The organism is Rummeliibacillus sp. GQ308 (assembly GCF_059759115.1).
Genome location: NZ_JCAXDQ010000001.1, coordinates 1,836,407 through 1,859,605, shown reverse-complemented (window position 1 = coordinate 1,859,605; position 23,199 = coordinate 1,836,407). Strand labels below are relative to the sequence as shown.

At 35.8% G+C, this 23,199-nt stretch carries 21 protein-coding genes and 2 pseudogenes; 15 read left to right on the top strand and 8 right to left on the bottom strand.

The features are described from left to right. The first annotated feature begins 75 nt into the window (after positions 1-75). On the top strand, positions 76-1,359 hold the full coding sequence (locus tag AC6CHJ_RS09260; RefSeq protein WP_498288215.1) for a Na+/H+ antiporter NhaC family protein: 1,284 nt from the start codon (positions 76-78) through the stop codon (positions 1,357-1,359). A gap of 24 nt (positions 1,360-1,383) precedes the next feature. Here AC6CHJ_RS09260 and AC6CHJ_RS09255 read toward each other — a convergent pair whose 3' ends face one another. Beyond that, positions 1,384-1,611, bottom strand: a complete 228-nt coding sequence (locus AC6CHJ_RS09255) for a hypothetical protein (protein ID WP_147196719.1) — start codon at positions 1,609-1,611, stop codon at positions 1,384-1,386. A 111-nt stretch (positions 1,612-1,722) separates the two neighbouring features. Continuing rightward, positions 1,723-2,910 (bottom strand): NO-inducible flavohemoprotein, encoded by a 1,188-nt coding sequence (hmpA, locus tag AC6CHJ_RS09250; RefSeq protein ID WP_150284668.1) that lies wholly within the window; start codon positions 2,908-2,910, stop codon positions 1,723-1,725. A 307-nt stretch (positions 2,911-3,217) separates the two neighbouring features. Between hmpA and AC6CHJ_RS09245 the strand changes: the two genes are divergently transcribed. Then, positions 3,218-3,889, top strand: a complete 672-nt coding sequence (locus tag AC6CHJ_RS09245) for a TerC family protein (protein ID WP_066788352.1) — start codon at positions 3,218-3,220, stop codon at positions 3,887-3,889. Between the two features lie 103 nt (positions 3,890-3,992). On the opposite strand, the gene pepF is transcribed toward AC6CHJ_RS09245, so the two are convergent. Continuing rightward, entirely contained in the window at positions 3,993-5,810 is a 1,818-nt protein-coding gene (gene pepF / locus AC6CHJ_RS09240; protein WP_446738200.1) for an oligoendopeptidase F, read from the bottom strand. 164 nt (positions 5,811-5,974) lie between these two features. Further along, the gene (gene gdhA, locus AC6CHJ_RS09235; RefSeq protein ID WP_223823551.1) at positions 5,975-7,348 is read right to left on the bottom strand and encodes an NADP-specific glutamate dehydrogenase; all 1,374 of its coding nucleotides are present in this window, start codon (positions 7,346-7,348) and stop codon (positions 5,975-5,977) included. Positions 7,349-7,507: 159 nt separating this feature from the next. On the opposite strand from gdhA, the gene AC6CHJ_RS09230 reads away from it, so the two are divergent. Continuing rightward, entirely contained in the window at positions 7,508-7,972 is a 465-nt protein-coding gene (locus AC6CHJ_RS09230; RefSeq protein WP_150284666.1) for a YaiI/YqxD family protein, read from the top strand. A gap of 60 nt (positions 7,973-8,032) precedes the next feature. Here the strand turns inward: AC6CHJ_RS09230 and AC6CHJ_RS09225 are convergent, their stop codons facing one another. After that, positions 8,033-8,824 (bottom strand): squalene/phytoene synthase family protein, encoded by a 792-nt coding sequence (locus AC6CHJ_RS09225; protein WP_150284953.1) that lies wholly within the window; start codon positions 8,822-8,824, stop codon positions 8,033-8,035. A 188-nt stretch (positions 8,825-9,012) separates the two neighbouring features. Here AC6CHJ_RS09225 and AC6CHJ_RS09220 point away from each other — a divergent pair, with 188 nt between their 5' ends. The 3 genes from AC6CHJ_RS09220 to coaW all read left to right on the top strand — a co-directional run bounded on the left by AC6CHJ_RS09220 (position 9,013) and on the right by coaW (position 11,307). Further along, on the top strand, positions 9,013-9,747 hold the full coding sequence (locus AC6CHJ_RS09220; RefSeq protein WP_147196727.1) for an SDR family NAD(P)-dependent oxidoreductase: 735 nt from the start codon (positions 9,013-9,015) through the stop codon (positions 9,745-9,747). A 33-nt stretch (positions 9,748-9,780) separates the two neighbouring features. Next, complete coding sequence (locus AC6CHJ_RS09215) at positions 9,781-10,200, top strand: MarR family winged helix-turn-helix transcriptional regulator (RefSeq protein WP_066788341.1); 420 nt, start codon at positions 9,781-9,783, stop codon at positions 10,198-10,200. A gap of 282 nt (positions 10,201-10,482) precedes the next feature. Further along, the gene (gene coaW, locus AC6CHJ_RS09210; RefSeq protein WP_147196729.1) at positions 10,483-11,307 is read left to right on the top strand and encodes a type II pantothenate kinase; all 825 of its coding nucleotides are present in this window, start codon (positions 10,483-10,485) and stop codon (positions 11,305-11,307) included. Between the two features lie 74 nt (positions 11,308-11,381). On the opposite strand, the gene AC6CHJ_RS09205 is transcribed toward coaW, so the two are convergent. Then, positions 11,382-11,774 carry a reverse transcriptase-like protein gene (locus AC6CHJ_RS09205; protein ID WP_498288212.1) on the bottom strand — a complete coding sequence of 131 codons (393 nt, stop codon included), beginning with the start codon at positions 11,772-11,774 and terminating at the stop codon, positions 11,382-11,384. A gap of 80 nt (positions 11,775-11,854) precedes the next feature. On the opposite strand from AC6CHJ_RS09205, the gene AC6CHJ_RS09200 reads away from it, so the two are divergent. The 4 genes from AC6CHJ_RS09200 (at position 11,855) to AC6CHJ_RS09185 (ending at position 17,116) form a co-directional block, all read left to right on the top strand. Beyond that, positions 11,855-12,046 carry a zinc-finger domain-containing protein gene (locus AC6CHJ_RS09200; RefSeq protein ID WP_147196927.1) on the top strand — a complete coding sequence of 64 codons (192 nt, stop codon included), beginning with the start codon at positions 11,855-11,857 and terminating at the stop codon, positions 12,044-12,046. A gap of 578 nt (positions 12,047-12,624) precedes the next feature. Continuing rightward, a complete protein-coding gene (locus AC6CHJ_RS09195) occupies positions 12,625-13,995 on the top strand; it encodes an aspartate kinase (RefSeq protein WP_498288210.1) in 1,371 nt (456 codons plus the stop codon). A gap of 243 nt (positions 13,996-14,238) precedes the next feature. Beyond that, a complete protein-coding gene (locus AC6CHJ_RS09190; protein WP_147196734.1) occupies positions 14,239-15,546 on the top strand; it encodes a hemolysin family protein in 1,308 nt (435 codons plus the stop codon). Positions 15,547-15,904: 358 nt separating this feature from the next. After that, entirely contained in the window at positions 15,905-17,116 is a 1,212-nt protein-coding gene (locus AC6CHJ_RS09185) for an MFS transporter (protein WP_498288208.1), read from the top strand. Between the two features lie 311 nt (positions 17,117-17,427). Here AC6CHJ_RS09185 and AC6CHJ_RS09180 read toward each other — a convergent pair whose 3' ends face one another. Continuing rightward, positions 17,428-17,625 (bottom strand): cold shock domain-containing protein, encoded by a 198-nt coding sequence (locus tag AC6CHJ_RS09180; RefSeq protein WP_066788321.1) that lies wholly within the window; start codon positions 17,623-17,625, stop codon positions 17,428-17,430. A 327-nt stretch (positions 17,626-17,952) separates the two neighbouring features. Here AC6CHJ_RS09180 and AC6CHJ_RS09175 point away from each other — a divergent pair. The 4 genes and pseudogenes from AC6CHJ_RS09175 to AC6CHJ_RS09160 all read left to right on the top strand — a co-directional run. Next, positions 17,953-18,801, top strand: a pseudogene (locus AC6CHJ_RS09175) (ABC-F family ATP-binding cassette domain-containing protein); the annotation flags it as partial. A gap of 183 nt (positions 18,802-18,984) precedes the next feature. Then, positions 18,985-19,302 (top strand): annotated as a pseudogene (locus AC6CHJ_RS09170) (ATP-binding cassette domain-containing protein); the annotation flags it as partial. 18 nt (positions 19,303-19,320) lie between these two features. Continuing rightward, positions 19,321-19,833: a hypothetical protein gene (locus AC6CHJ_RS09165; protein WP_498288544.1), complete on the top strand. Its 513-nt coding sequence runs from the start codon at positions 19,321-19,323 to the stop codon at positions 19,831-19,833. 18 nt (positions 19,834-19,851) lie between these two features. Continuing rightward, the gene (locus AC6CHJ_RS09160) at positions 19,852-20,976 is read left to right on the top strand and encodes a conserved virulence factor C family protein (RefSeq protein WP_498288206.1); all 1,125 of its coding nucleotides are present in this window, start codon (positions 19,852-19,854) and stop codon (positions 20,974-20,976) included. 411 nt (positions 20,977-21,387) lie between these two features. Here AC6CHJ_RS09160 and AC6CHJ_RS09155 read toward each other — a convergent pair whose 3' ends face one another. Beyond that, positions 21,388-22,275: a LysR family transcriptional regulator gene (locus tag AC6CHJ_RS09155; protein ID WP_147196740.1), complete on the bottom strand. Its 888-nt coding sequence runs from the start codon at positions 22,273-22,275 to the stop codon at positions 21,388-21,390. A 148-nt stretch (positions 22,276-22,423) separates the two neighbouring features. Here AC6CHJ_RS09155 and AC6CHJ_RS09150 point away from each other — a divergent pair, with 148 nt between their 5' ends. Beyond that, positions 22,424-23,164: an acetoacetate decarboxylase gene (locus AC6CHJ_RS09150; RefSeq protein ID WP_066788311.1), complete on the top strand. Its 741-nt coding sequence runs from the start codon at positions 22,424-22,426 to the stop codon at positions 23,162-23,164. Positions 23,165-23,199: the final 35 nt, after the last annotated feature.

The following is a 23,199-nucleotide window of genomic DNA, read 5'->3' as shown; positions in this document are numbered from 1 at the left end:
ACAATAAAAATTTACATTGTAAAACCATTTCGGTATGATTAACTTTGTGTATTTAAAAAGTGGAGGATTTTTTGAATGAATCATGGCAACAAATGGGCATTATTGCCTTTTCTTATTTTTATACTCTTATTCATTGGTTCTGGCATATTGACAAAAGACTTTACAGCTATGCCACTTAATATGGCTGTTGGAATTGCCTGTATAGCTGCTTTTGTAATGAATCGCCGAGATGGAACAGAGAAAAAGCTAGAAGTATTTTTAAAAGGTGCGGGAAACAAAGATGTCATGCTAATGGTTTTAATTTTCCTTTTAGCAGGTGCATTTTCAAATGTGGCTAAAGAGATGGGCGCTGTGGAATCAACCGTAAATCTAGGGTTAACATACCTGCCACAGAATTTTTTATTAGTAGGGTTATTTATTATTGGCTGTTTAATTTCATTGTCGATGGGCACATCGATGGGGACTGTGGTGGCATTATCTCCTATTGGCGTTGGGATAGCAGATGCTACTGAAATCTCAGTAGCCTTAACCATGGCAACAGTGGTAGGAGGAGCCATGTTCGGCGATAATCTATCAGTTATATCAGATACCACTATTGCAGCTGTTCGAACACAAGGTACAGATATGCGTGATAAATTCAAGGTGAACTTTTGGATTGTGTTACCTGCAGCTGTGGTAACAGCTATTATTATAGGGATTTTGACAGCAGGAAACAGTCATGCACTCAAAAACTCCTATGATTATTCAATCCTTTCTATAGTTCCTTACATTTATGTGCTGGTTGCAGCCATAATTGGGGTGGATGTAATAAAAGTGTTGCTAGGAGGCATTATTGTTTCTTTTGCAATTGGTTTGATAAATGGCTCATTAAGTGTTCTCTCGTTTGTAGAAGCGGCGAGTAAAGGAATAGTTGGTATGGAGGATATTGCTATTATTGCAGTATTAATCAGCGGACTTGTAGCATTAATACAGCATGCTGGAGGTATTGACTTCCTTCTAACGTTTATATCCAAAAAAATTCGTTCGAAAAAAGGGGCAGAATTCGGCATTGCAAGTTTAGTGAGTGTGACTGATATCTCGACTGCTAATAATACAATTGCGATTTTAATGACAGGACCTCTAGCAAAAAAAATAGCGGATCAATATGAAGTCGATCCAAGAAAATCTGCAAGTTTATTAGATATATTTGCTAGTGTATGGCAAGGATTTGTTCCCTATTCACCGCAGTTATTAGCTGCAGCGAGTGTCGCAGGTATCTCAACGGTAAGCATAATGTTTTATTCGTTTTATCCTATTTTAATGGCTATTTGTGCGGTAGGGGCTATTTTAATCGGTTATCCGCGTTTAAAGAAAAAATAAGGATGTGCAATTATGAGCACATCCTTATTTTTTATTGAAAATATTGTCTTCTTGTAAAATTTCACGTGAAATTGCAATCGCACCTTTTTTTCTTAAGTGCATGATCGCTTCTTCATCAGCTGTTAGTATTTTTTCAATATATTCATCTTGCTTTTCGCTTGGTATATGCATACCTTTAAACTCATCTCTTAGAGCATATTCATAAATTTCCATTTCTTCGTTAGAAAGAAACGTGTTAGCTTTAGAATCCATATGTTATAACACCTTCAAAATAGAATTTGTAATTTAATTATACACCAATGAACAAGTTAAATAGCAACTGAAACATTATAAAAAAAGATTAAGCTTAATCGCTTAATCTTTTTATATTTCAGGTGTCTCCGTATCAATTGTCATGGATGGACCAAAGAATTCGTAGAAGATGTGGTCTTCCTGCAATCCCATAGCTAGCAAATGCTTAACCATGGCCACCATAAAAGGAATGGGTCCGCATATATAGACATCTGTAGAAGTGTCAATATGCTTTTCCAAAAACTCTTTTGATACAAAGCCATCAGTTTGAGTAATTAACTCATGGTAGTATAGCTGTGAATGATCATTCGCTAATTCCTTCAAGGCATCACTAAATGTTAATAAATCTTGGGTGCTAACACTTTGGATAAAATGGATTTTTTCCTTATTTTCTTTAACAGCTGATTGAACCATACTAAAAAGTGGAGTAATTCCAATGCCGCCAGCTAAAAAGGCGACAGAAGTACCAGCTTTTGTGTGGTAGAAAAATTCGCCTGCTGGTGCGCTGATTTGTATTTTGTCTCCTACATTTAATGAATCATGCAAATAGTTGGAAACAATGCCTGCTGGGTCAGTTATGATTTCGCGTTTAACAGAAATTCGATATGATTCTCCATCATAGGTTTTAGACAAACTATATTGCCTCTTATGTGCATACTTTTGCCCAGATATCGGCACATGTACTGTAATATATTGACCTGGCTTATAGTCAGGCAGTGGTGCATCATCAGCGGGTTTTAAGTAGAATGAAGTCACTAATCTATTTTCTGGAATTTTATCAACTAGGGTAAAGTCTTTAAAGAATCTCCATCCGCCAGGCTTATTTTCTGTTTCCTTGTACATCTCTTCTTCAGTATTGATGAAGACATCCGCTAACACCCCGTATGCCTCAGTCCACGCATCCATAATTTCTGGTGTTGCTGCATCGCCAAGTACTTCTTTAATGGCGATTAATAAATTTTCACCCACGATTGGATACTGCTCAGGTTTAATGCCAAGACTTCGATGTTTCTCAGAAATTTGTCTAACGACAGGCATAATTTCCGAAAGGTTTTCAATATGAACAGCTGCAGCATAGACGGCATTTGCTAACGCTAATTGCTGACGTCCTTGTTTTTGGTTTGTTTGGTTAAAAATATTTAATAGTTCTGGGTGTGTTTCGAAAAGCCGTTTGTAAAAGACCGTTGTAATCTCTTTACCGTGTGCCTCTAAGGCGGGGGCAGTAGATTTAATAATTTCCATTTTTTCTTTACTAAGCAATGCCACCATTCCTTCCATTATACATATAGGTTATATTTTCCTTAATACTTAAAAATATACCTTTTTTAATGTTCCTTAAACTTGGTTAGAAGTATGATTATACTCTCTCATTAGATGAGTAATAGAGGTTGAAATGGGGAATTACTTTATACCGAATTTTCTTGTTAAGAGTTATTGAGGGTTCTAGATGACGATGCATAGAAAGAATACCTCGTACATAAAAATATAATTATCGAAGTTTTTTGCTTTTTATTTTGAGGGAGTAATGTACAATAAACTAGAGAGCTTTTAGAAAGTAGGAGAATAAATGGAAGCAGAATTTATTGCAAAGATTGTATCAATTATTTTGCTAGATATTGTATTAAGTGGAGACAATGCAGTAGTCATAGCACTCGCTTGCCGCAACCTAGCAAAAAACCAACGAAAAAAAGCCATATTGATTGGAACAGGCGGTGCAATCGGTTTACGGATCGTCTTGACATTTATTGCTGTTTGGCTACTACAAATTCCATTCGTAAAAGTGGTAGGCGGCTTGCTCTTATTTTATATCGCGTATGATTTAATTCGTTCAAAAGAAGAAGATCCGGATATAAAAAGCGGCAATAACTTATTCGCTGCTGTACGTACCATCATAGTTGCGGATTTCGTTATGAGCCTTGATAATGTTTTGGCTATTGCAGGTGTTGCCAATGGACATAATGGCCTTGTTGCATTAGGCCTGCTTGTTAGTATACCTTTAATTATTTTTGGTAGCCAAATCATTATTAAATTAATGGAGAAATTCCCTATTTTAATATGGATTGGCGGTTTGCTCATTGCTTATACGGCAGGGCACATGATTGTCAATGACAAATATGGACATCGACTAGTTGAAGCTACAACACCACTTATGAATATAATTATCCCAATCATAAGTATGGTCTTACTTATACTCGTAGGACTATGGACAAAAAAAAGACAAGTTAGGAATATAAAATAAAGTGTATGCATCGGCTATGATTCATTCGTTAATTACACTATAAATGAGAAGAACTAAAAAACGTAACAATGCCAAAAACAGCATTGTTACGTTTTTTTCTATATTAGTTTGTTGTTTGATGAATTTCTGCAGTTAATTCTTCTAGTTGATCAATTAAAGAACCAATGAATGCGATGGTTTCTTGTAATGGTTTGTCTGTAGTGATATCTACATTGGCCATTTTTGCAAGTTCAACAGGCGATTTTGTACCACCTGCTTGCAATACTTTTAGCCAATCTTCCACAGCGGGCTGGCCTTCTTCTAGGATACGTTTTGATACCTGTGTAGAAATAGTAAGCCCTGCACTATATGTGTATGGATAAAGACCCATATAGTAATGTGGCTGGCGCATCCATGTCAACTCTGCTCCATCGTTAATTTCAACATCGTTACCCCAGAATTCTTCTAAAACCGAGCGCGTTATGTTGCTTAAGATAGCTGCATTTACACTTTCTCCTGCATCGATTAATTCATACACTTTACGCTGGTAAGCAGCTTCCAATAAGTGTGTCACAAAATTATGATAGTATGTGCGTGCAATAATGCTTGAGATAACCCATCGTTTAAAGCGGGGGTCCTCTGAATTCTTTAACAGATAATTCGCCATAAGCATTTCATTCAATGTAGACGGTGCTTCAACAAAGTATTTAGAAGAATCACTATTGAATAGAGTTTGATGCTTTTGAGCATTTCTAAAATGCCCTGCATGGCCAAGTTCGTGTGCTAAAACAAATACTTCATTCATGCGTTCAGTCCAAGAAATCAAGATATAGGAATGGAATCCATATGGACTTGAACAAAAGGCACCAGTTGATTTTCCTTCATTATTGGCGAAATCGATCCAGCGCTCATCAAAAGCAGCATCAATCATCGCAAGATAATCCTCACCCATGACGCCCAGCGCTTTCTTCATATAATCACGAGATTCTTCGATAGTCACTGAAGGTTCATAACTTGGATCCATTGGAATTTTTAAATCGGCAAATGTCATCTTGCCGATACCATGCTCTTTTTGGAGAAGCTTAGCATATCTTCTCATATGAGGCGCCAATTCTTTCATAATCAAATCGATTTGGCGGTGATATAAATCTTGCTCAACTTCTTGGTCAAATAATAAATAGTCCGTTACTGAATCATATCCACGCAAATCAGATAGAGTTTTTTCTGTTTGAACATGGGTATTATATGTTTTAGCAGTAGTATGTTGATAATCTGCCAGCTTTGTTGAGAAAGCTTTGAATGCTTCGCGACGAACTTCTGTATCTGATTCCAATTCCCAATCTCCTTCGAAAAGGTTATAGCTTAGTGGGTAGCTTTTACCGCCGACTGTAAAGTGATCAAACTTCATATCTACTAGTTTGGTTGTATTGTATAATCCGTACGGCGCATCTAATGTTGAGCTAAGTGCTGCCAGCGTTTTTTCTACTTCTGGGTGTAGCTGATGAGCTTTTTTGGCAATTAATCGATTAAGATAGTGTGCATATGTCGGCTCTATTTCTATCGCTTTTTCTAATTCTTCTGATGAAAGTTCCAATATTTCGCCATCTATAAATGATACTAGACTAGCAAACTGAGAAGAAACTGTGCTAAATTTACTTGCTCGAATTTGCGCTTCATTATTTGTTTGATCTTCTTCAAGCTGGAGAGAGACATATGTTGCATAGGGGATTAGTGATGTGACAAGTGCCTCGCAGTCACGTATGACTTCTATTACTTGTTGGGCGTTGTTAATATTTCCCTTATGTTTCGCATTAAATTCATTTGTGTCTTTTATAAGCTTTTTTACGCCTTCCTCATAAGCTTCCTCATTAGAAACCAGATGAGTCAAATCCCATGTTTCTTCTACAGGTACTTCATTACGCTTTAGTATATTTTCGACCATCTTTACCACTCCTTTATTTCGTAACACGAATCATCTCTATTATAAATCTTATATTCTATAAAGTAAAACATTTCTGACAAATTGGATTGGAAGTCAAGTTATTGCTTTTGATAATAACAAAACAATTAAAACTCTATGAATATAAAACTTCAATTTATCACTTACTATATAATCCCTTGAGCAATCATTGCATCTGCTACTTTTAGAAAACCAGCAATATTGGCGCCAATCAAAAGGTTTCCGTCATGTCCGAATTCTTTTGCTGCGTTTTTACTGTTTTCGTAGATTGATTTCATAATATCATGCAGTTTTTCATCTACTTCTTCAAAAGTCCAAAAAATTCGCATGCTATTTTGAGCCATTTCTAGCGCAGATACAGCTACTCCGCCAGCATTAGCGGCTTTAGCTGGAGCAAATAATATATCATTAGCCAAAAATGCTTGAATGGCTTGTAAGGTTGAGGGCATGTTAGCTCCTTCACCAACAGCTTTGAGACCATTTTCAATTAGCAATTTAGCTGATTCTTCGTCGATTTCATTTTGAGTAGCGCAGGGGAGGGCAATGTCACATGGAATACTCCAGATGCCTTTGCAGCTTTCTTTATAGGTTGCATTCGGACGGGAGTCTACATATTCTTTAATACGGCCGCTTCTCATCTCTTTGATGTCTTTGACAACTGATAAGTCTATGCCATCAGGATCAAAGATATATCCATCTGAATCCGAGCATGCAATTACCTTGGCGCCTAGCTGCTGCGCTTTTTCTATAGCATACGTGGAAACATTACCTGTTCCGGATACGACAACCGTAGCATCTTCGAATGTTAGACCCTTTTCTTTCAGCATTTCTTGCACAAAGTAAACAGTACCATATCCAGTAGCTTCTTTTCTTGCTAAAGATCCACCAAATCTAGGGAGTTTTCCTGTAATGACACCAGGTTCGTATGCACCTCGTATTCGATTATATTGGCCAAATAAAAATCCAATCTCACGTGAGCCAACTCCAATATCGCCAGCAGGCACATCGACATCGGGTCCAATATATTTATGTAATTCCGTCATAAATGCTTGGCAAAATCGCATGATTTCTGCATCAGATTTTCCTTTAGGATCAAAATCGGCACCGCCTTTTGCGCCGCCGATTGGCTGGCCGGTCAAAGAGTTTTTAAATATTTGCTCAAAGCCTAAAAATTTTACGATACTTTCATTGACAGAAGGATGAAAACGAAGGCCTCCTTTATAAGGGCCGATTGCGGAGCTGAATTGAACGCGGTAGCCACGGTTTACTTGGATTTTTCCACTGTCATCTTCCCACGAAACACGGAATTTCACTACACGCTCTGGTTCTACAATCCGTTCTAAGAGGCTTGCTTTCATATATTCTGGCTTCTTTTCAAATACGGGTGTTAATGAGAAGAGGATTTCTTTCGCTGCTTGAAGAAATTCGGGTTCATGACCGTGATGTTCTTTCAGGTTATTGAATACTTTATCAATATAGGAAGTTGCGATTTGCTTTGAATCTCTCATATTGGTAACCATTTAATACCCCCATATAATTAGACTTATCTCTCTATATTATACAAAATGATGTGAATTTTCAATCAATTATTATTATAAAAATACGAAAGCGTTAACATATGTGACAGATCAGTACTTTACTGTTAGCATGAAAAGTGAAAGTGTTGAGGAGTGAATGGAATGCCTAAAATTTGTATTGATGCAGATGGCTGTCCTGTCGTACCTGAAAGTATTCAGGTTGCAAAAGAGCTTGAACTTGAAGTAATTGTTTTCTGTGATACAGCGCACTTGATACAGATAGACGGAGTGCAGACCGTTATTGTTTCAAAAGGAGCCGATGCGGTTGACTTTGCTTTAGTAAATCAAATCCAAAAAGGGGATATAACCATTACCCAGGATTATGGTCTAGCAGCAATGGTGTTAGCTAAAGGAGGTTATGCTATAAACCAAAATGGCTTACAGTATACATCAGAGAATATTGACCAGCTTCTTTATGCAAGGCATTTTAATCAAAAGGTGCGTCAAGCAGGTGGAAGAACGAAAGGACCAAAGAAAAGAACTAAAGAAATGAATGGGCGCTTTATCGAGAAATTTAGAAGCCTTTGTCTATCTATTCTTGAAAATAAAGCTGGCGGCATTTATTAACCGCCAGCTTTATTTTTTTCTAGACAAATTTTGCTTGAGATTTAAATGGTGCGGAGAACTTTAATTTATATCTGAAGTTACTTCTTCTACAGTTTGTTCTACTTCGCTCCGCGTCATTTTAACATGGCCTTTTCTCATTGCATCGAGTGTTTTGTGAGCTAATGCTAAAGGAATTTTACAAAACATCAAGATACTGCGTTTTTTAATGCTTTTATTATATTCATCAGCTTTTGCCAGGTTTTCCTCTGCATATTTAAATAAATCATCGCGTGTCCAGCCTTCAGGCATGAAGCTTACGCCACGTTCACTGTCTTCATCCTGGTTCCGCAAAATATTAACAGCTTGTAGTCCTCGCCCATAACCAATAGCGAGATCACGATCAGTCTCAACTCCAGCTCCCCATAGCCATATATCTGATAACATGGTGCCTACCAAGCCAGCTACATAATAGGTATATTCATCGAGGTCTTCTTTCGTTTTAACAATCCATCCTTTTGCAGCCCATTTGGCCATACCTTCTGCCATTTCACTAGTAGAATCTGCAACTGTCTTGCGGATACCCTCTGGACAGAGTGATAGCCAATCAAAGAGGCGAAGAGAAACTTCTGGTAATTTGTCTTTATAAGGAGCGATCAGTGATTGATAGGCGTCCTCGTTAGCAGAAGATTTTAATAGTTGACTAATTTCATTTAACAAGTCTGTTTTTACAGTAGTCGGCAATTCTTCATGATCTTCGATTTCATCGATTGCCCGCATGCACAAATAGGCAGCAGCCACTGTTGTTTTCAAGTCCTTTTTCAAAAATGTAATAGGAATAAAAAACGTACGGCTTGTCTCCTTTAAAACAGTCATTGCTTCTTTATATATATCTTTGTGTGCTTCCAATTAAAACTTCCTCCGTTCACTTTCAAACATATTCTATAACTATCCTATATCAATTAATGAAAAATGAAAAATATAATCTATAGTTTTGCTAAAACAAAATTATTATGATATTATTTAGATGCTTAAATACTTGAAAATAAAAGGAGATTTTTTACATGGGACGTTTAGAGAATAAAATTGCAATCATTACAGGTGGAGCTTCTGGTATGGGTGCACAAATGGCAAAATTATTCGCATCAGAAGGCGCAACTGTTATTGCGGCTGATATCAGCGAACAAAATTTAGCTAATGTTTCAGAAATTGACGGCGTTGAAGGTATGAAACTAGATGTGACTTCAGATGAAAATTGGGCTGAATTGACTAAAAACATCGTAGATAAATATGGTCGCATTGATATTTTAATCAATAATGCTGGTATTTCATCTCAAAAATCACCTGATGATGTTACGGCAGATGACTGGGCTTTATTGCATAAAATCAACTCTTTTGGACCATTCCTTGGAATCAAACATGTAAAACCGTATATGATTGAAGCAGGCAAAGGTGCAATTGTAAATACTTGCTCATATACTGCATTAATCGGTTCAGGTACGAACCCATATACAGCATCTAAAGGTTCACTTCGTGCGATTGCACGTGCAGCAGCTGCTGAACTTGGAAAACATAACATCCGTGTTAACACTGTTTTCCCTGGTGTAATTGAAACACCAATGACTGCAAATATTGGCCAATTTAAAGAAGCAATGGATGGTTTAATCCGTGCTACTCCAATGGGCCGTCTAGGTAAACCAGAAGAAGTAGCGAATGCTTCTTTATTCTTAGCATCTGATGAAGCTTCTTATATTACAGGTGCAGAATTAGTTATTGACGGTGGATATTCAGCACAATAATGATTCGTAAATTTAGAAAAGAAGGTGATGCATATGACCGAAAATCCTTCCTTATTTGAATTGCTTCATGAAATGGATAAAGTAAATGGGAAAATGATTATCCGTTGGAAGAAATTATTTAAAGTAAATATCGGTATTTCTCATATTTTGGTTCTGAGTTATCTAAAAGAACACGGCCCAAGCAGACCTTCTGATATTGCAAAATATCTAGAATTTGCTCCTGCATCTTTGACGCATTTATCGGACAAGTTAATTGCCAATCACTACTGTGTCCGAAACGCAAGTTCTAAGGATCGTCGTATTACATTTTTAGAAATCACTGATGAGGGATTAAATGTACTCAAAGAGGCAACAATCCTAGGTCAAGATATGAAACGAGAATATTTTAAAGTTTTATCTGATGAAGATATTAATCATCTATTAGCTATTTATACAAAATTAAATGATCAATAACTAAAAGTCCCCATTTTTCGCCTACAAAATTTAGGTTTAAGATTATTGGCATTCGTTAAGAGTAGCCATTATCTTGCTTCTAAACACTCAAAAAGATCCATTCAGTTGGATTAACATAAGTACCCATAAGAAAGGTTTAACTCTTTCTTATGGGTACTTTACTTTTCTGTTTTTTTATAATAACGAGCTCGTAATGGGACTTTTTGGAGAAGCTAAAAAGCTATTTGCACAATTTCTTCATACAGAGTAAAGTAGGAGTGGGCGGAAAAAGGAGATTAATATATGTCACAAGCAATCGGTTTAGATGCAGGAGGAACTCTTACAAAACTTGCATATTTAGATGAAAACAACCAATTAAAATTAAAGCACTTTCCTTCTAATAACATGCCAGCTATTATAAATTGGATTAATTCGAAGCATAATATAAAGGAAATTGGAATTACTGGAGGCCGTGCCGAACAAGTAAAGACAATGCTTGACCAAGATACAAACTTACATTATATAGTTGAGTTTGAAGCTACACTAAAAGGTGTTCGGTATCAGCTGGAAAAAGAAAACCACAATTTCGACAAATGTATCATTACAAATATTGGTACAGGCACATCTATCCATTACATGAATCAAATAGAGCATATGAGAGTTGGGGGAACAGGAGTCGGAGGAGGCACCTTAATTGGCTTGTCAGCTCTTACTACAGGTATTATCAATTACCAAGAGATACTTCAACTTGCTAAAAAAGGAAGTAGAATGGGTATTGATCTTTTAGTACAAGATATTTATCAGGGGATGGAAACACCAATCTCTCCTACCTTGACTGCCAGCAATTTTGGCAAGGTTGGAATTAATGATGTTTTAGAATATAAGACAGAGGATATTTTAGCAACAATTCAAGGGTTGGTTGGTGAAGTAATTACTACGCTTAGTATTCAACTTGCAGAGCAAAATGAAGTAGAGCAAATTGTATATATCGGGACAACATTAGATAATAATGAAAAACTACGAGATATTATCGCCGACTATACGATATTAAAAAAGAAAACGCCTGTATTTTTAGAAGATCATGGTTTTAGCGGAGCAATTGGTGCGTTAATTAATGTTACACAATAGTTTTACTCGTTACTTTTGAATATGCAAATAATGCCAGTAGCAAGCTCAATACAGCGGTTGCTGCTGGCATATTCCTATGCATTATTTTTTTGTATACCTTCTCTCGCTAGGGCATCAGCAGCTTTATTTTGCGTATCAGGAACCCACTTGATAAAGAAAAAGTCAAACTCTTTTATTAAAACAAGTGCTTTTTCCAAGTATGGCTGATATTCTGCATTTTTCACAAATTCTTTTTCTACAGAAGCCACGACAATTTTGGAATCGGATCGAAATGATACCATCCCCTTCGTTAACTTTTTTGCTTCTTCTAAGCCACGTACAAGTGCCATAAATTCAGCTACATGGTTATTGGCCATACCTATAGGCTCGCTCAATTTTATGAAATGGTCTTCCCCTTTAATAAAGATCCCTATGGCACTAGGGCCTGGGTTTCCAGCACTTGCTCCATCAATGTAAACTTCTAGCATGTCTAAACTCCCTTCACTTGCATGTTATCGCTTATTTTTAGTAAAATGAAACGTATACGAAAAAGAGGTGATATATTTTGATCAACCAGGTCACCGTCGTTAAAGAAATCGATGAATTATTAGAAAATTATTGTGATGGCTGCCTCGCCAAACAACAACTGCGTACAGAACGCGGTAAAGCCGGTGCTCATAAATTTTGTATTGAATCCTGCACAGTTGGCGAACAATTGCACTTCTTAGGACAAGAATTATTAAAAGTCTATAGTAAATAGATTGTACTATAAATTAGAGTATTGAGAGTATTTTTCTCAATACTTTTTTTTGTACTAGGAATTCTCAATGGGATGAAGGAATATAGATAATTTTAACAAAGGTGAAGCCTACAAAAGGTTAAAATGAAAGGATAGATGTTTTTTTAGAGGATTATGTAAAGAAAATACTTGTCGAGCATTTTTTGATATATATTTTATAGAATAATGAAACAATGGTCATTGTAACAGCCTCTAGTTATAAATGGTAAAGCATTAGAAACAGCACATTTTATTTTTCCAGACGTTTAGATGAATAATTACGGTCATTGGAAATTAAAAAGAAGTTATATAGAAGCAGGGATACTGAATGCTGATATCAAATTCTAAAGAGAGTTGGTAAATAATCAAAAAAATTTCTTCATTATTGAACTCTGCCTACCTATAAGTATAAAAGGCCAGCTTACATATAAAATAAAATTTAAATTAATGTTGAGAAAAATTAGATAAATATTTTTATATTTATTGACTAAATATTGTATTATTTATACACTGTTTTAAAACATTATTCAAAATGTTGTACATAATTGGGAGATGATTTGATGAAAGTATGTAAATTTGGCGGTACTTCAGTAGCGAATGCGGAACAAATAAAAAAAGTTGCATCAATCGTTAAATCGGACAAAACAAGACGCTTAGTCGTTGTATCCGCTCCAGGAAAAAGGTTTCCGGAAGATATCAAAGTAACAGACTTGCTTATCGATTTGGTTAATGGTGTCATTGCCGGAGTTGATTATCAAGAGAGACTTGAAAAGGTTGTATCTCGTTTTCATGTGAATGCAGTTGACCTAGGGTTAGATGATACGATTATTGAAGATTTAAGAAGAGATTTGAATAATCGTATTCATCATAGTATACAGATCAGCGAGCAATATTTGTTTGATACAATAAAAGCATGCGGTGAGGATTATAGCGCCAGAATGATTGCAGCATATTTGAATAAAATAGGGGTAAAAGCAAGATATATTAGCCCAAAGGAAGCGGGGCTTATTGTAAACGAAGCCCCATCTAGAACGATGGCAATAGATGAAGCGTATAAGAATCTAGCAGCTTTGAAAAATTCAGAAGATATTGTTATTTTTCCGGGTTTTTTTGGATTCACAAAAGCGGGTAGGCTACGGACATTTGACCGAGGGGGTTCAGATATTACAGGCTCTATTTTAGCAGCGGCTGTTCAGGCAGATGTATATGAAAATTTTACGGATGTAGATTGTGTATTTACTGCCAATCCTAAAGTTGTCAACCACCCTTCAGAGATTCAGGAGATTACATATAGAGAAATGCGAGAATTGTCTTACGCAGGTTTCTCAGTGTTTCATGATGAAGCACTGATGCCAGTGGTGAAATTGGGTATACCGGTTCATATAAAAAATACAAATAATCCAGAAGCAAAGGGAACAAAAATAGTTGAAAAAAGGAACGTAAACCCACATGCTATTACAGGTATTTCAGCTGATGCTGGATTTTCAATCTTATATATCAGCAAATACTTAATGAATAGAGAGATTGGTTTTGGCCGTAAACTACTCCAAATTCTTGAAGAGGAATATATCTCTTATGAACATACACCTTCTGGTCTTGATGATATTTCTGTTATTATAAGGAGCCATCAATTAACACCTGAAAAGGAAGAAAGGATTATTAAGAGGGCATACAATGAATTGCATGCAGATGATGTTTATTTCCGGCATGGATTTTCAATGGTAGTTCTTGTAGGAGAAGGAATGAATAACAGTACGGGGCTAGCCGCAAGAGCAGCGACTGCCATTTCAAGAACAGGGGCTAATATAGAAATGATCAATCAAGGATCATCTGAGGTTAGTTTAGCGTTTGGTATACTTGAAAAATACGAAGATACGATTCTTAGATCACTATATGAAGAATTTTTCGCAATGGCAGCGTATGCCAATTAAAAAATAAACTTATATTAAAAGGCAGTTGCCTAAAGATAAATCAAAATGCATCATTTCTATTAATAACATACATTCAGCTGCACAACATAGACAAAAGAGCATTGAATGACAAAATATTAAAATTTTTCGTTAAACAATGGTTAGCATTTGCATTTTTGAATGTTTAACCTTTTAATAAGAAGTAGTTGAAAAAACAGGAGGTGAACTCTCTGCGTTAAAACAAATAACGTAGAGAAATCATATTTGGACAGTGAGATAGCCAGTAATTTAGTTCTGTTTGTGCTTTTAATTGCAATGACAGGGTTTTTTGTCGCCACAGAATTTGCGATTGTAAAAGTAAGGCAAACGCGAATCGATCAACTTATTACGGAAGGTAATAGAAAAGCTATAAAAGCCAAGAAAGTATTAAGTCATTTGGACGAATACTTATCAGCTTGTCAATTAGGTATTACGATTACAGCCCTCGGCTTAGGCTGGATTGGAGAACCAACAGCCCATAAAGTCTTTACACCCCTAATGGAGATGGCTGGTATTGATGGAAGCTTAGCTAAATGGCTTTCTTTCGCCTTTGCCTTTGCGGTTGTCACGTTTGCGCATGTGGTTATTGGGGAATTGGCGCCAAAAACTTTTGCAATCGAACAGGCAGAAAAGATTACATTAAGGTTTGCAGGTCCTTTAATTATTTTTCACATTGTAACTTATCCACTCATCAAAATATTAAATGGTTCAGCAAGAGTGTTAACAAGTCTCTTTGGCTTGAAGTTGTCAACAGAGCATGAAGAGGCACATAGCGAGGAAGAATTGCGCATGATTTTATCAGACAGCTATAAAAGTGGAGAAATAAATCCATCTGAATATAAATTGGTTAATCGCATTTTTGAATTTGATGAACGAATTGCAAAAGAAATCATGATTCCTCGTACTGAAATGATTGGCTTTAATAAAGAAACCACATTAAATAATGTATTTGAATTAATGAATGAAGAACAATACACTCGTTATCCGGTCATGGATGGTGATAAAGACCATGTCATTGGCATTGTTAATATGAAGCATCTCTTATCAGCTATTGTGATGGATGCCGCAAATGGTCAAAAAACCGTTGAAGAGTATATGCAGCCTGTCATCCGTATTATTGATACGGTACCAATCAATAGCCTTTTACTAAAATTTCAAAGGGAAAGCATTCATATGGCCATTTTGTTAGATGAATACGGAGGTACGTCAGGTCTCGTAACTATAGAGGATGTTATAGAAGAAATTGTTGGAGATATTCGAGACGAATTTGATGAGGATGAAGAGCCTGAAATTCAAAAGGTAGCTGATGGCCATTTTAAATTTAATGGAAAAGTGCTATTAGAACAAGTTAATTCTATGTTAGGTGTTCAAATAGATGAAGAAGATATAGATACAATTGGCGGATGGTTTATGTCACAACATGATAATATCAAGGAAGGCGTATTTTTTGAGAAAAACGGTTTCCAATTTATTGTAAAAGAAGTGAATAAACATCAAATCATTCGTGTCGAAGCAAAAAAAGTAAGTATTTAAAAGGATTATTAGCCATTAAATTAGACTAAAACCAGTAGGAGGATATTATGTTCAAAATATGAGCATAAATCCTCTATTTTTTTATATATTAGATTTGTTAAGGTGAAATATAAAGTATTTAGATAGGGTAGGAAAAAGCCCTAAATATGTGGCTATTAATTACTTATTACTATAGAGTGTAACATATTGAAAAGCATGCTATAATTCAAAGAAATATTTTTTGATAATACAAAACTTTTGATGAATCTAAATCCCCCAGATTTATCTCATATATGAAAGGAGTCGAAATTTAATGAATAGTCCAATATAATATTCCCCGATTAAGCCAAAATCCAAATGAAATATCGGGGGATATATAATGAAATTGAATAGAAATTTTTCTTTATTACTATTGGGTCAATCACTCGCAAATATAGGCGATGTTTTATATATAGTCAGTGTAATAAGTACAATTTTTGTATTAACAGGTTCAGCAATTGCAGCATCGTTCGTGCCTTTTACAATTGCATCTTCCATGTTTATATCCAGTCTGCTGACACCTCTCTTGGTTGAGAAATTAAATCTTAAATGGTTACTTGCTGGGTCACAAATTGCAAAAACTATTTTACTCTTTATTCTTGGGTTTATGTTAATAGGTCTAACAGCAACCAATTATTATTTTATCTTTTTAATAATAGGATGGATTGCTTTTTTTGACGGTTGTGCAAATCCAATAAGACAGACATTGACTCCTTACTATGTTAAACCTGAGCATCTAATTCAAGCTAATGGAATTTCTGAAACTGTTACGCAAGTAATACAAGCAGGTATGTGGTTCGTAGGAAGTTCATTGTTGATTATTGTGAGCTCTCAACAACTTATTTGGTTAGTTGGTTGTTTATTTATAATTGCAAGCATATTACTTTGCCTTTTAGAAAGTGTTAGCAATCATGAAACAACCGAGATAAAAGGGAAATTAGAAAAGATTAAAGAGGGTTGGAAAACTTTATCTAATACTCCAGTGTTAAGAAGGATTGCTTGGATAGAATTTTTGGAAACAATTGCAGCCACAGTTTGGATAGCTGCTATTTTATATGTGTTTGTCAGCGATGCATTAAACGTTGAAGAAAAATGGTGGGGATTTATCAATGGAGCTAACTTTTTAGGTTTGATTTTAGGAAGTGCTTATTGTATTAAATTTTCTTCTTTTGTAGAAAAGAAAATAGGAACCTTTATTTTTGTTGGTTCATTCTCAAGTTTCTTATTCACAATATTATTTAGCCTAAACAGCATTCCTATTATATCCTTACTTTTATCACTCTGTGTGGGACTCTTTGGACAAATTAAAAAAATTCCTCAACAAACGGTTATACAAACTAGTGTATCAAAAGAACAGTTGTCAACTGTTTATACCTCCTTAGGGGCTATCGGAACTGGGATTTTTGGTGTTGGCTCTCTTGTTATGGGAATATTAGCAGATTTTTTAGGAATCAGAATGGTATTCGTTATATCGGGCCTATTACTTGCGATTGTAAGTACAATTGCTCACAATAATAAGCAATTGTTTGTTAGAAATGTTATGGAACGATAAAATTAAAGATGAAGTATTTTATTAACTAAAACTTCCTTATTTTTAACGACTGTATGATAATTTGTGAATTAGGACCATCACTTTTGATGGTCTTTTCTGTTGAACTTATTGTACGAGGCTTTAGTAAAAGAAGAAAGGGTGCTACATATTAGATATGTAGCACCCTTAAATTTTTTTATCTTATTTATTAAGCCTTGATAAGTAATTAGTTGATAGCTCCATTTTTATATACAGCAACATTAAACGCTAACTATAAAACTGATAGAAACTTTATCTTAACTTACAAAAATTTCGCAAATAGCATTGTTGATTTATAATTTAACAACATTTGCTGCTTGGGGACCGCGATTTCCTTCAATGATATCAAACATTACTTCTTGTCCGTCATCTAAAGTACGAAAGCCTTCTTGTTGAATGCCGGTGAAATGGACAAAAACGTCATCGCCGTCATATTCTATAAAACCATAGCCTTTATCGTTATCGAACCATTTTACCTTTCCTTGATGCATTCATGATCCTCCTCACAACAGTCCATATTTAATTAAATTCATTGCTGAACACTGATTAAACTCTGAATAAAATCTTCAAACGAGCAAGTTAAGGCTCATTCTAGTATTCATCAGTGATGGGTAAACTATACATGATTATATAAAAAATGTCAAATAACTCTCACAATAGATGAGCTAAGAGCTTTTTAGGCGAGATTTGAGCCTAAGAGAAGTATACTAAATAGATCATGTCTATTAAGCGGAATCAAAGCTTTCAAATGGCTGAAGAAAGGCTTTAAAATATGGTAGACTTTATATATCAACTCCATTAGAAAGAGAAGGAAAATTATGAGTCACTTAATTGTATCTAATTTTACTAAAACAGTAGGAGATAAAACACTGTTTAGAAATATTGATTTTACTATAACAGAAGGTGAAAGAGCAGGACTTATCGGTATTAATGGTACGGGGAAATCCACATTGCTGTCTATTTTAGCAGGCGATTTGGAAGCTGATACGATAGAACTTGACCATCCAAATAAATATAGGATTGCATACTTGCCACAAAATCCCACTTTTAAAGAAGGAGAAACCGTTTTACAGGCGGTCTTTTCTGGCGATTCCCCAATACTCGCTCTTAATAGAGAATATGAGGAAACAGTTTTTGCTTTAAGCAGCCAGCCCGATTCAACATCGCTGCAAGAAAAGCTATTTCGGCTTCAACAGCAAATGGAACAACAACAGGCATGGGATATTAATGCATTAGCTAAATCATCATTGACAAGGTTGGGCATCGATCAATTTGAAGAACAAGTGAGTCACTTATCTGGTGGCCAGCAAAAACGTGTAGCCTTAGCCAAAACTCTTATAGAGCCGGCAGATCTCTATTTATTGGATGAACCAACGAACCATTTAGATGTTCAGTCAACGGAGTGGCTTCAAGATATGGTTTCTCGTTTAAAGGGAGCAGTCATTTTTATTACACATGATCGTTACTTCCTTGACGCTGTGTCAACACATATTTATGAGTTGTCAAACCAAACACTATATAAACATACAGGGAATTATGCAGCCTTTTTAGAAGCGAAGGCACTAAGGGAAGAGATAGAGAAAGCAACAAATGCGAAGATGCATAATCGTTACCGTTCCGAGCTTAAATGGATTCGTAGAGGAGCAAAGGCACGATCTACAAAACAGAAGGCTCGTATTCAACGCTTTGATGAATTATCCAAGAACTTGGACAAAATAGAAGAGGAAGACTCATTAGAAATTGGTCTTGCAACAGCACGATTAGGAAAAAAAGTGATCGAAGGTAATGAAGTTTCAAAAGCTTATAACGAAAAACAATTAATAAGCCGCTTCTCCTTCCTTTTACAACAAGGTGATCGTATTGGTATTATAGGCCCAAATGGTGCTGGGAAAAGTACATTATTGAATATCCTGGCAGGCAATATTCAGCCGGATGAAGGAACTATTGAATTCGGCTCGACTGTTCGAATTGCACATTTTACACAGCAGCTTCCTAAAATGGACGGCAATATGCGTATGATTGAATACATTAGAGAAACAGCAAATGATATTGAAGATGCTTCAGGTGAACACCATTCTGCAGCTGCAATGCTAGAGCGCTTTTTATTTCCAATGCACTCTCATGGTACCATCATTCAAAAGTTATCTGGTGGCGAAAGAAAAAGGTTGCACCTGTTAAAATTACTAATGGAACAACCGAACGTTTTATTGCTTGATGAACCGACAAATGATTTGGATATTGAAACTCTATCGATATTAGAAGACTTCATTGAACAATTTCCGGGTGTGGTTGTAACAATATCACATGATCGCTTCTTCCTTGACCGAATTGCGAAGAAGTTATGGATTCTAAAAGATGGAACAGTAGAACAAAGTCTGGAGGCATATAGCGATTACTTAGCAATTGAGCAAATACAAGAACAGCAATCAGAAAAAATTGCTCAAACTCCAAAGGCTAAACCAAAAGAAAAAACACAAAAGAAAAAGGTAACTTATAAAGAAAGATTAGAGTGGGAATCGATAGAAGGGGAAATTGCAAAAGTGGAAGAAGCCATTATGGCATTAGAAGAGGAAATTGCTAAAGCCGGCTCAGATTTTACTTTGCTTCAAAATTTAACTTCTGACTTAGAGCATCAAAATGCAAAATATGAAGAGCTCATAGAAAGATGGGAGTATTTACAAGGGATTATGAACGAATAGGAAGGAATGAAAGAAAATATGAATATTAAAAGTATAGAACCTACACCAAGCCCAAATACAATGAAAGTCATATTAGACCAAGAGCTTCCTTTTGGGACAGCCCATAATTATTCTGAGAACAATAAAGAAGACGCACCACAAGTAATCCAAGAAATATTGAAAATCGAGGGTGTGAAAGGCGTTTATCATGTTGCAGACTTTTTGGCAGTCGAACGAAATGCTAAGTATGATTGGGCTCAGCTATTGGCCGCAGTGCGCAATGCTTTTGGAGAAAATAACGAGCTTTCAGAGGCTCAAAAAGTGGACGAACATTATGGCGAAGTATATGTACATGTCCAAATGTTTAAAGGTATGCCATTGCAAGTAAAAGTGTTCGATAGTCTATCTGAACAACGTTTTGGTCTTTCAAAAAGATTTGTTGATGCATTTAACGATATGCTGAAAAAAGATGAAAACTATATTATGGAGCGTAAATGGGTAGATTATGGTGTCCGTTACGGTGATAAGGATCAAATTGGACAGAGCATGGTGGATGAACTGGAGGCCGCATATCCTGAAAAACGTATCCAAGAAATAATCGAAGCAAGTAAAGAAGAAAAAAACATAGTAACAAGAGAAAAACGAAAAATTACTATTCAGGAGTTTGAAGCAGATGATTGGGAGACGCGTTTCCAATTGCTTGATCAAATGGCTGACCCGGATACAAGTGACCTTCCATTATTGGAACTTGCGTTAAATGACGAAAAAATGTCAATACGCCGCTTGGCAACAGTATATTTAGGAATGATTGAGGACAAAGCAGTCGTACCATTTTTAAGTAAAGCATTAAAAGATAAAAGTGCTTCTGTTCGTCGCACAGCTGGAGATTGCATGAGCGATCTAGGATTTGTTGAATTTGAACCAGCAATAATAGAAGCTCTGCAAGACAAAAATAAGCTTGTTCGCTGGAGGGCTGCCATGTTCTTATATGAAACAGGTACCCCAGCAAGCCTTGAAGCATTAGAAAAAGCGAACAACGATCCTGAATTCGAAGTGAAACTGCAAGTGGAAATGGCCATTGCCCGTATTTCTAAAGGGGAAGAGGCCATGGGATCTGTCTGGAAACAGATGACTGAAGCTCGAGCAAATAATGATGTAAAATAAGTAGATTGAATCGAACCTATTTTAAAAGAAAAATGCCAGCATAATCAACTTCGATATGCTGGCATTTCTATATTATATTAAGAGCTGATTATATCTTCTCTCCTTCGTCCTTTTGAAAAGTACATGGAATAACTGTTATAAAATGATACAACACTAAACATAGCTAGCAGAAGTCGGATGACTATACTATAAATGGGTGCAAAAATGCTTGCAGTTAGTAATAAAAGTCCTAATACGCAGAGGAAAATGGCTGTATTCAAATCCTTCATGTAAACAACAACTCCTTACTTTTGTATGCTTATAAATTCGCTATGAAGGATGGATTAACCTCTTTTTTTTGAAAATTTTCATATTAATTGTGTGTTTATAAAAATTGCTTAAATATCCATCGTTAACACTTTTAATCTATTTTCAAGTAATTTTGAACATTTTAGAGTTCTCTTTAAAATAAGTAATAATAAAGTCTCTAAATTCTTTTGCTGATGGGGATAATAAACCATCTTTTACCCATGACAGGCCGACAGTGTAGGTAGGGCGGATATCAGCTATCTTTACGTAATGTAAATGGTATTTTCTGCATACCGAAATGGGAAGTAACGCCACACCTTGTCCAAGTTTAATGATTTCTGCCAATAGGCTAGAATCTACTTCAAAATTATTTATTGGTGTAAAACCTTCTTTTTCGCACAGCTCGTTTGTAAATCTACTGTATTCTTCATTACCGGCTAGAGATATAAAAGGTTCATTTGCAATATCTCTTAAAGAAATCTCCGAATGATCTGCCAACTTGTGACTAATAGGTAATACAAGGACAATATCCTCATCTACCAAAACGCAACTTGTTATTTCTTCATCCACTATAGGCGGACCTGCAATACCTAAATCTATATCCCCCTTTTTCAAGCTTGTTATAATGCCACGTTTAACTCCAATACCCTGTTGAATTTTTGTATCAGGATTGAGTGCGATATATTCACTAATTAGTCCTGTGAGAAAACGAGGATTGGAAATAGATATTTTAATTGTGCTTGTATTTTCTTGATCCTTTGACTGAATCTCCATTTTTGCATTTTCAATTTCTGTAAAAATTTTATTCACATGTTTCAAAAGAATTTTTCCTGACGAACTTAAATGAATATTTCTTCCTTTCCGGTCAAATAACTTTGTCCCTAATTCATCCTCGAGTCTCTTAATAGTAAGGCTTAACGAAGGCTGAGCAATATTTAATTGTTTGGCAGCCTTAGAAATATGCTCAGTGTAGGCGACTGTCTGAAAATAGTGTAACTGAAGCAACTCCATGTTTTGAATACCACCTATTTATTATAATAAATACATTTATATATTATTATGTATTAGATTAAATGTAAAATACGTTTTAAAATGATGAGTGTTAGGAACAAAAAGAAGAAAATATAAAGTATCTAATTTCAAAGGGAGTGTTTATTAGATGAGGAAGGAAGAAGTAGTTAGACAGTTTACTACTCCGTTAGATGCAGGGGCGTTCCCGGTTGGACCATATCATTTTTATAACCGAGAATATTTAAATATTTTATATAGAACTGACCTTGAAAGTTTAAAGAAAATCGTACCCGAACCTTTAGAGATTAAAGACCCACTCGTGAGATTTGAAATAATGAAAATGCCAGATGTAACTGGTCTTGGATCCTACACGGAATGCGGGCAGGTCATACCTGTAAGCTTTGAAGGAGAAGAGGGTGATTATCTACATGCCATGTATGTAGACAGCTTTCCGGCAATTGCATCCGGTAGGGAGATAGCGGCATACCCAAAAAAACTAGGCAAGCCTAATCTATATATAGATTCAGACGCCTTGGTTGGAACATTAGATTATGGTTCTTTGAGAGTAGCAACAGCTACTATGGGTTACAAACATTATCCTCTCGACCATTCAGAGGCACTAAAAGAAATTGTTAAACCAAACTATATGCTTAAAAAGATGCCTGGATATGATGGGTATCCAAGAATTTGTGAATTGGTCCGAAGCCAAATTACAGATGTGAAAATTCTTGGAGCCTGGTCAGGACCTGCGAGGTTGGAGCTGTTTGCCCATGCATTGGCTCCAATGGCGGATTTGCCTGTACTTGAGGTAGTGTCAGCTTCACACATCCTGACCGAGCTTTCATTAGCGTCGCCAACTGTTATTTTCGATTATCTAGCGGATAAATAGGCAGGCATTAATAATTGGTCAGAAAAAAATAGGTG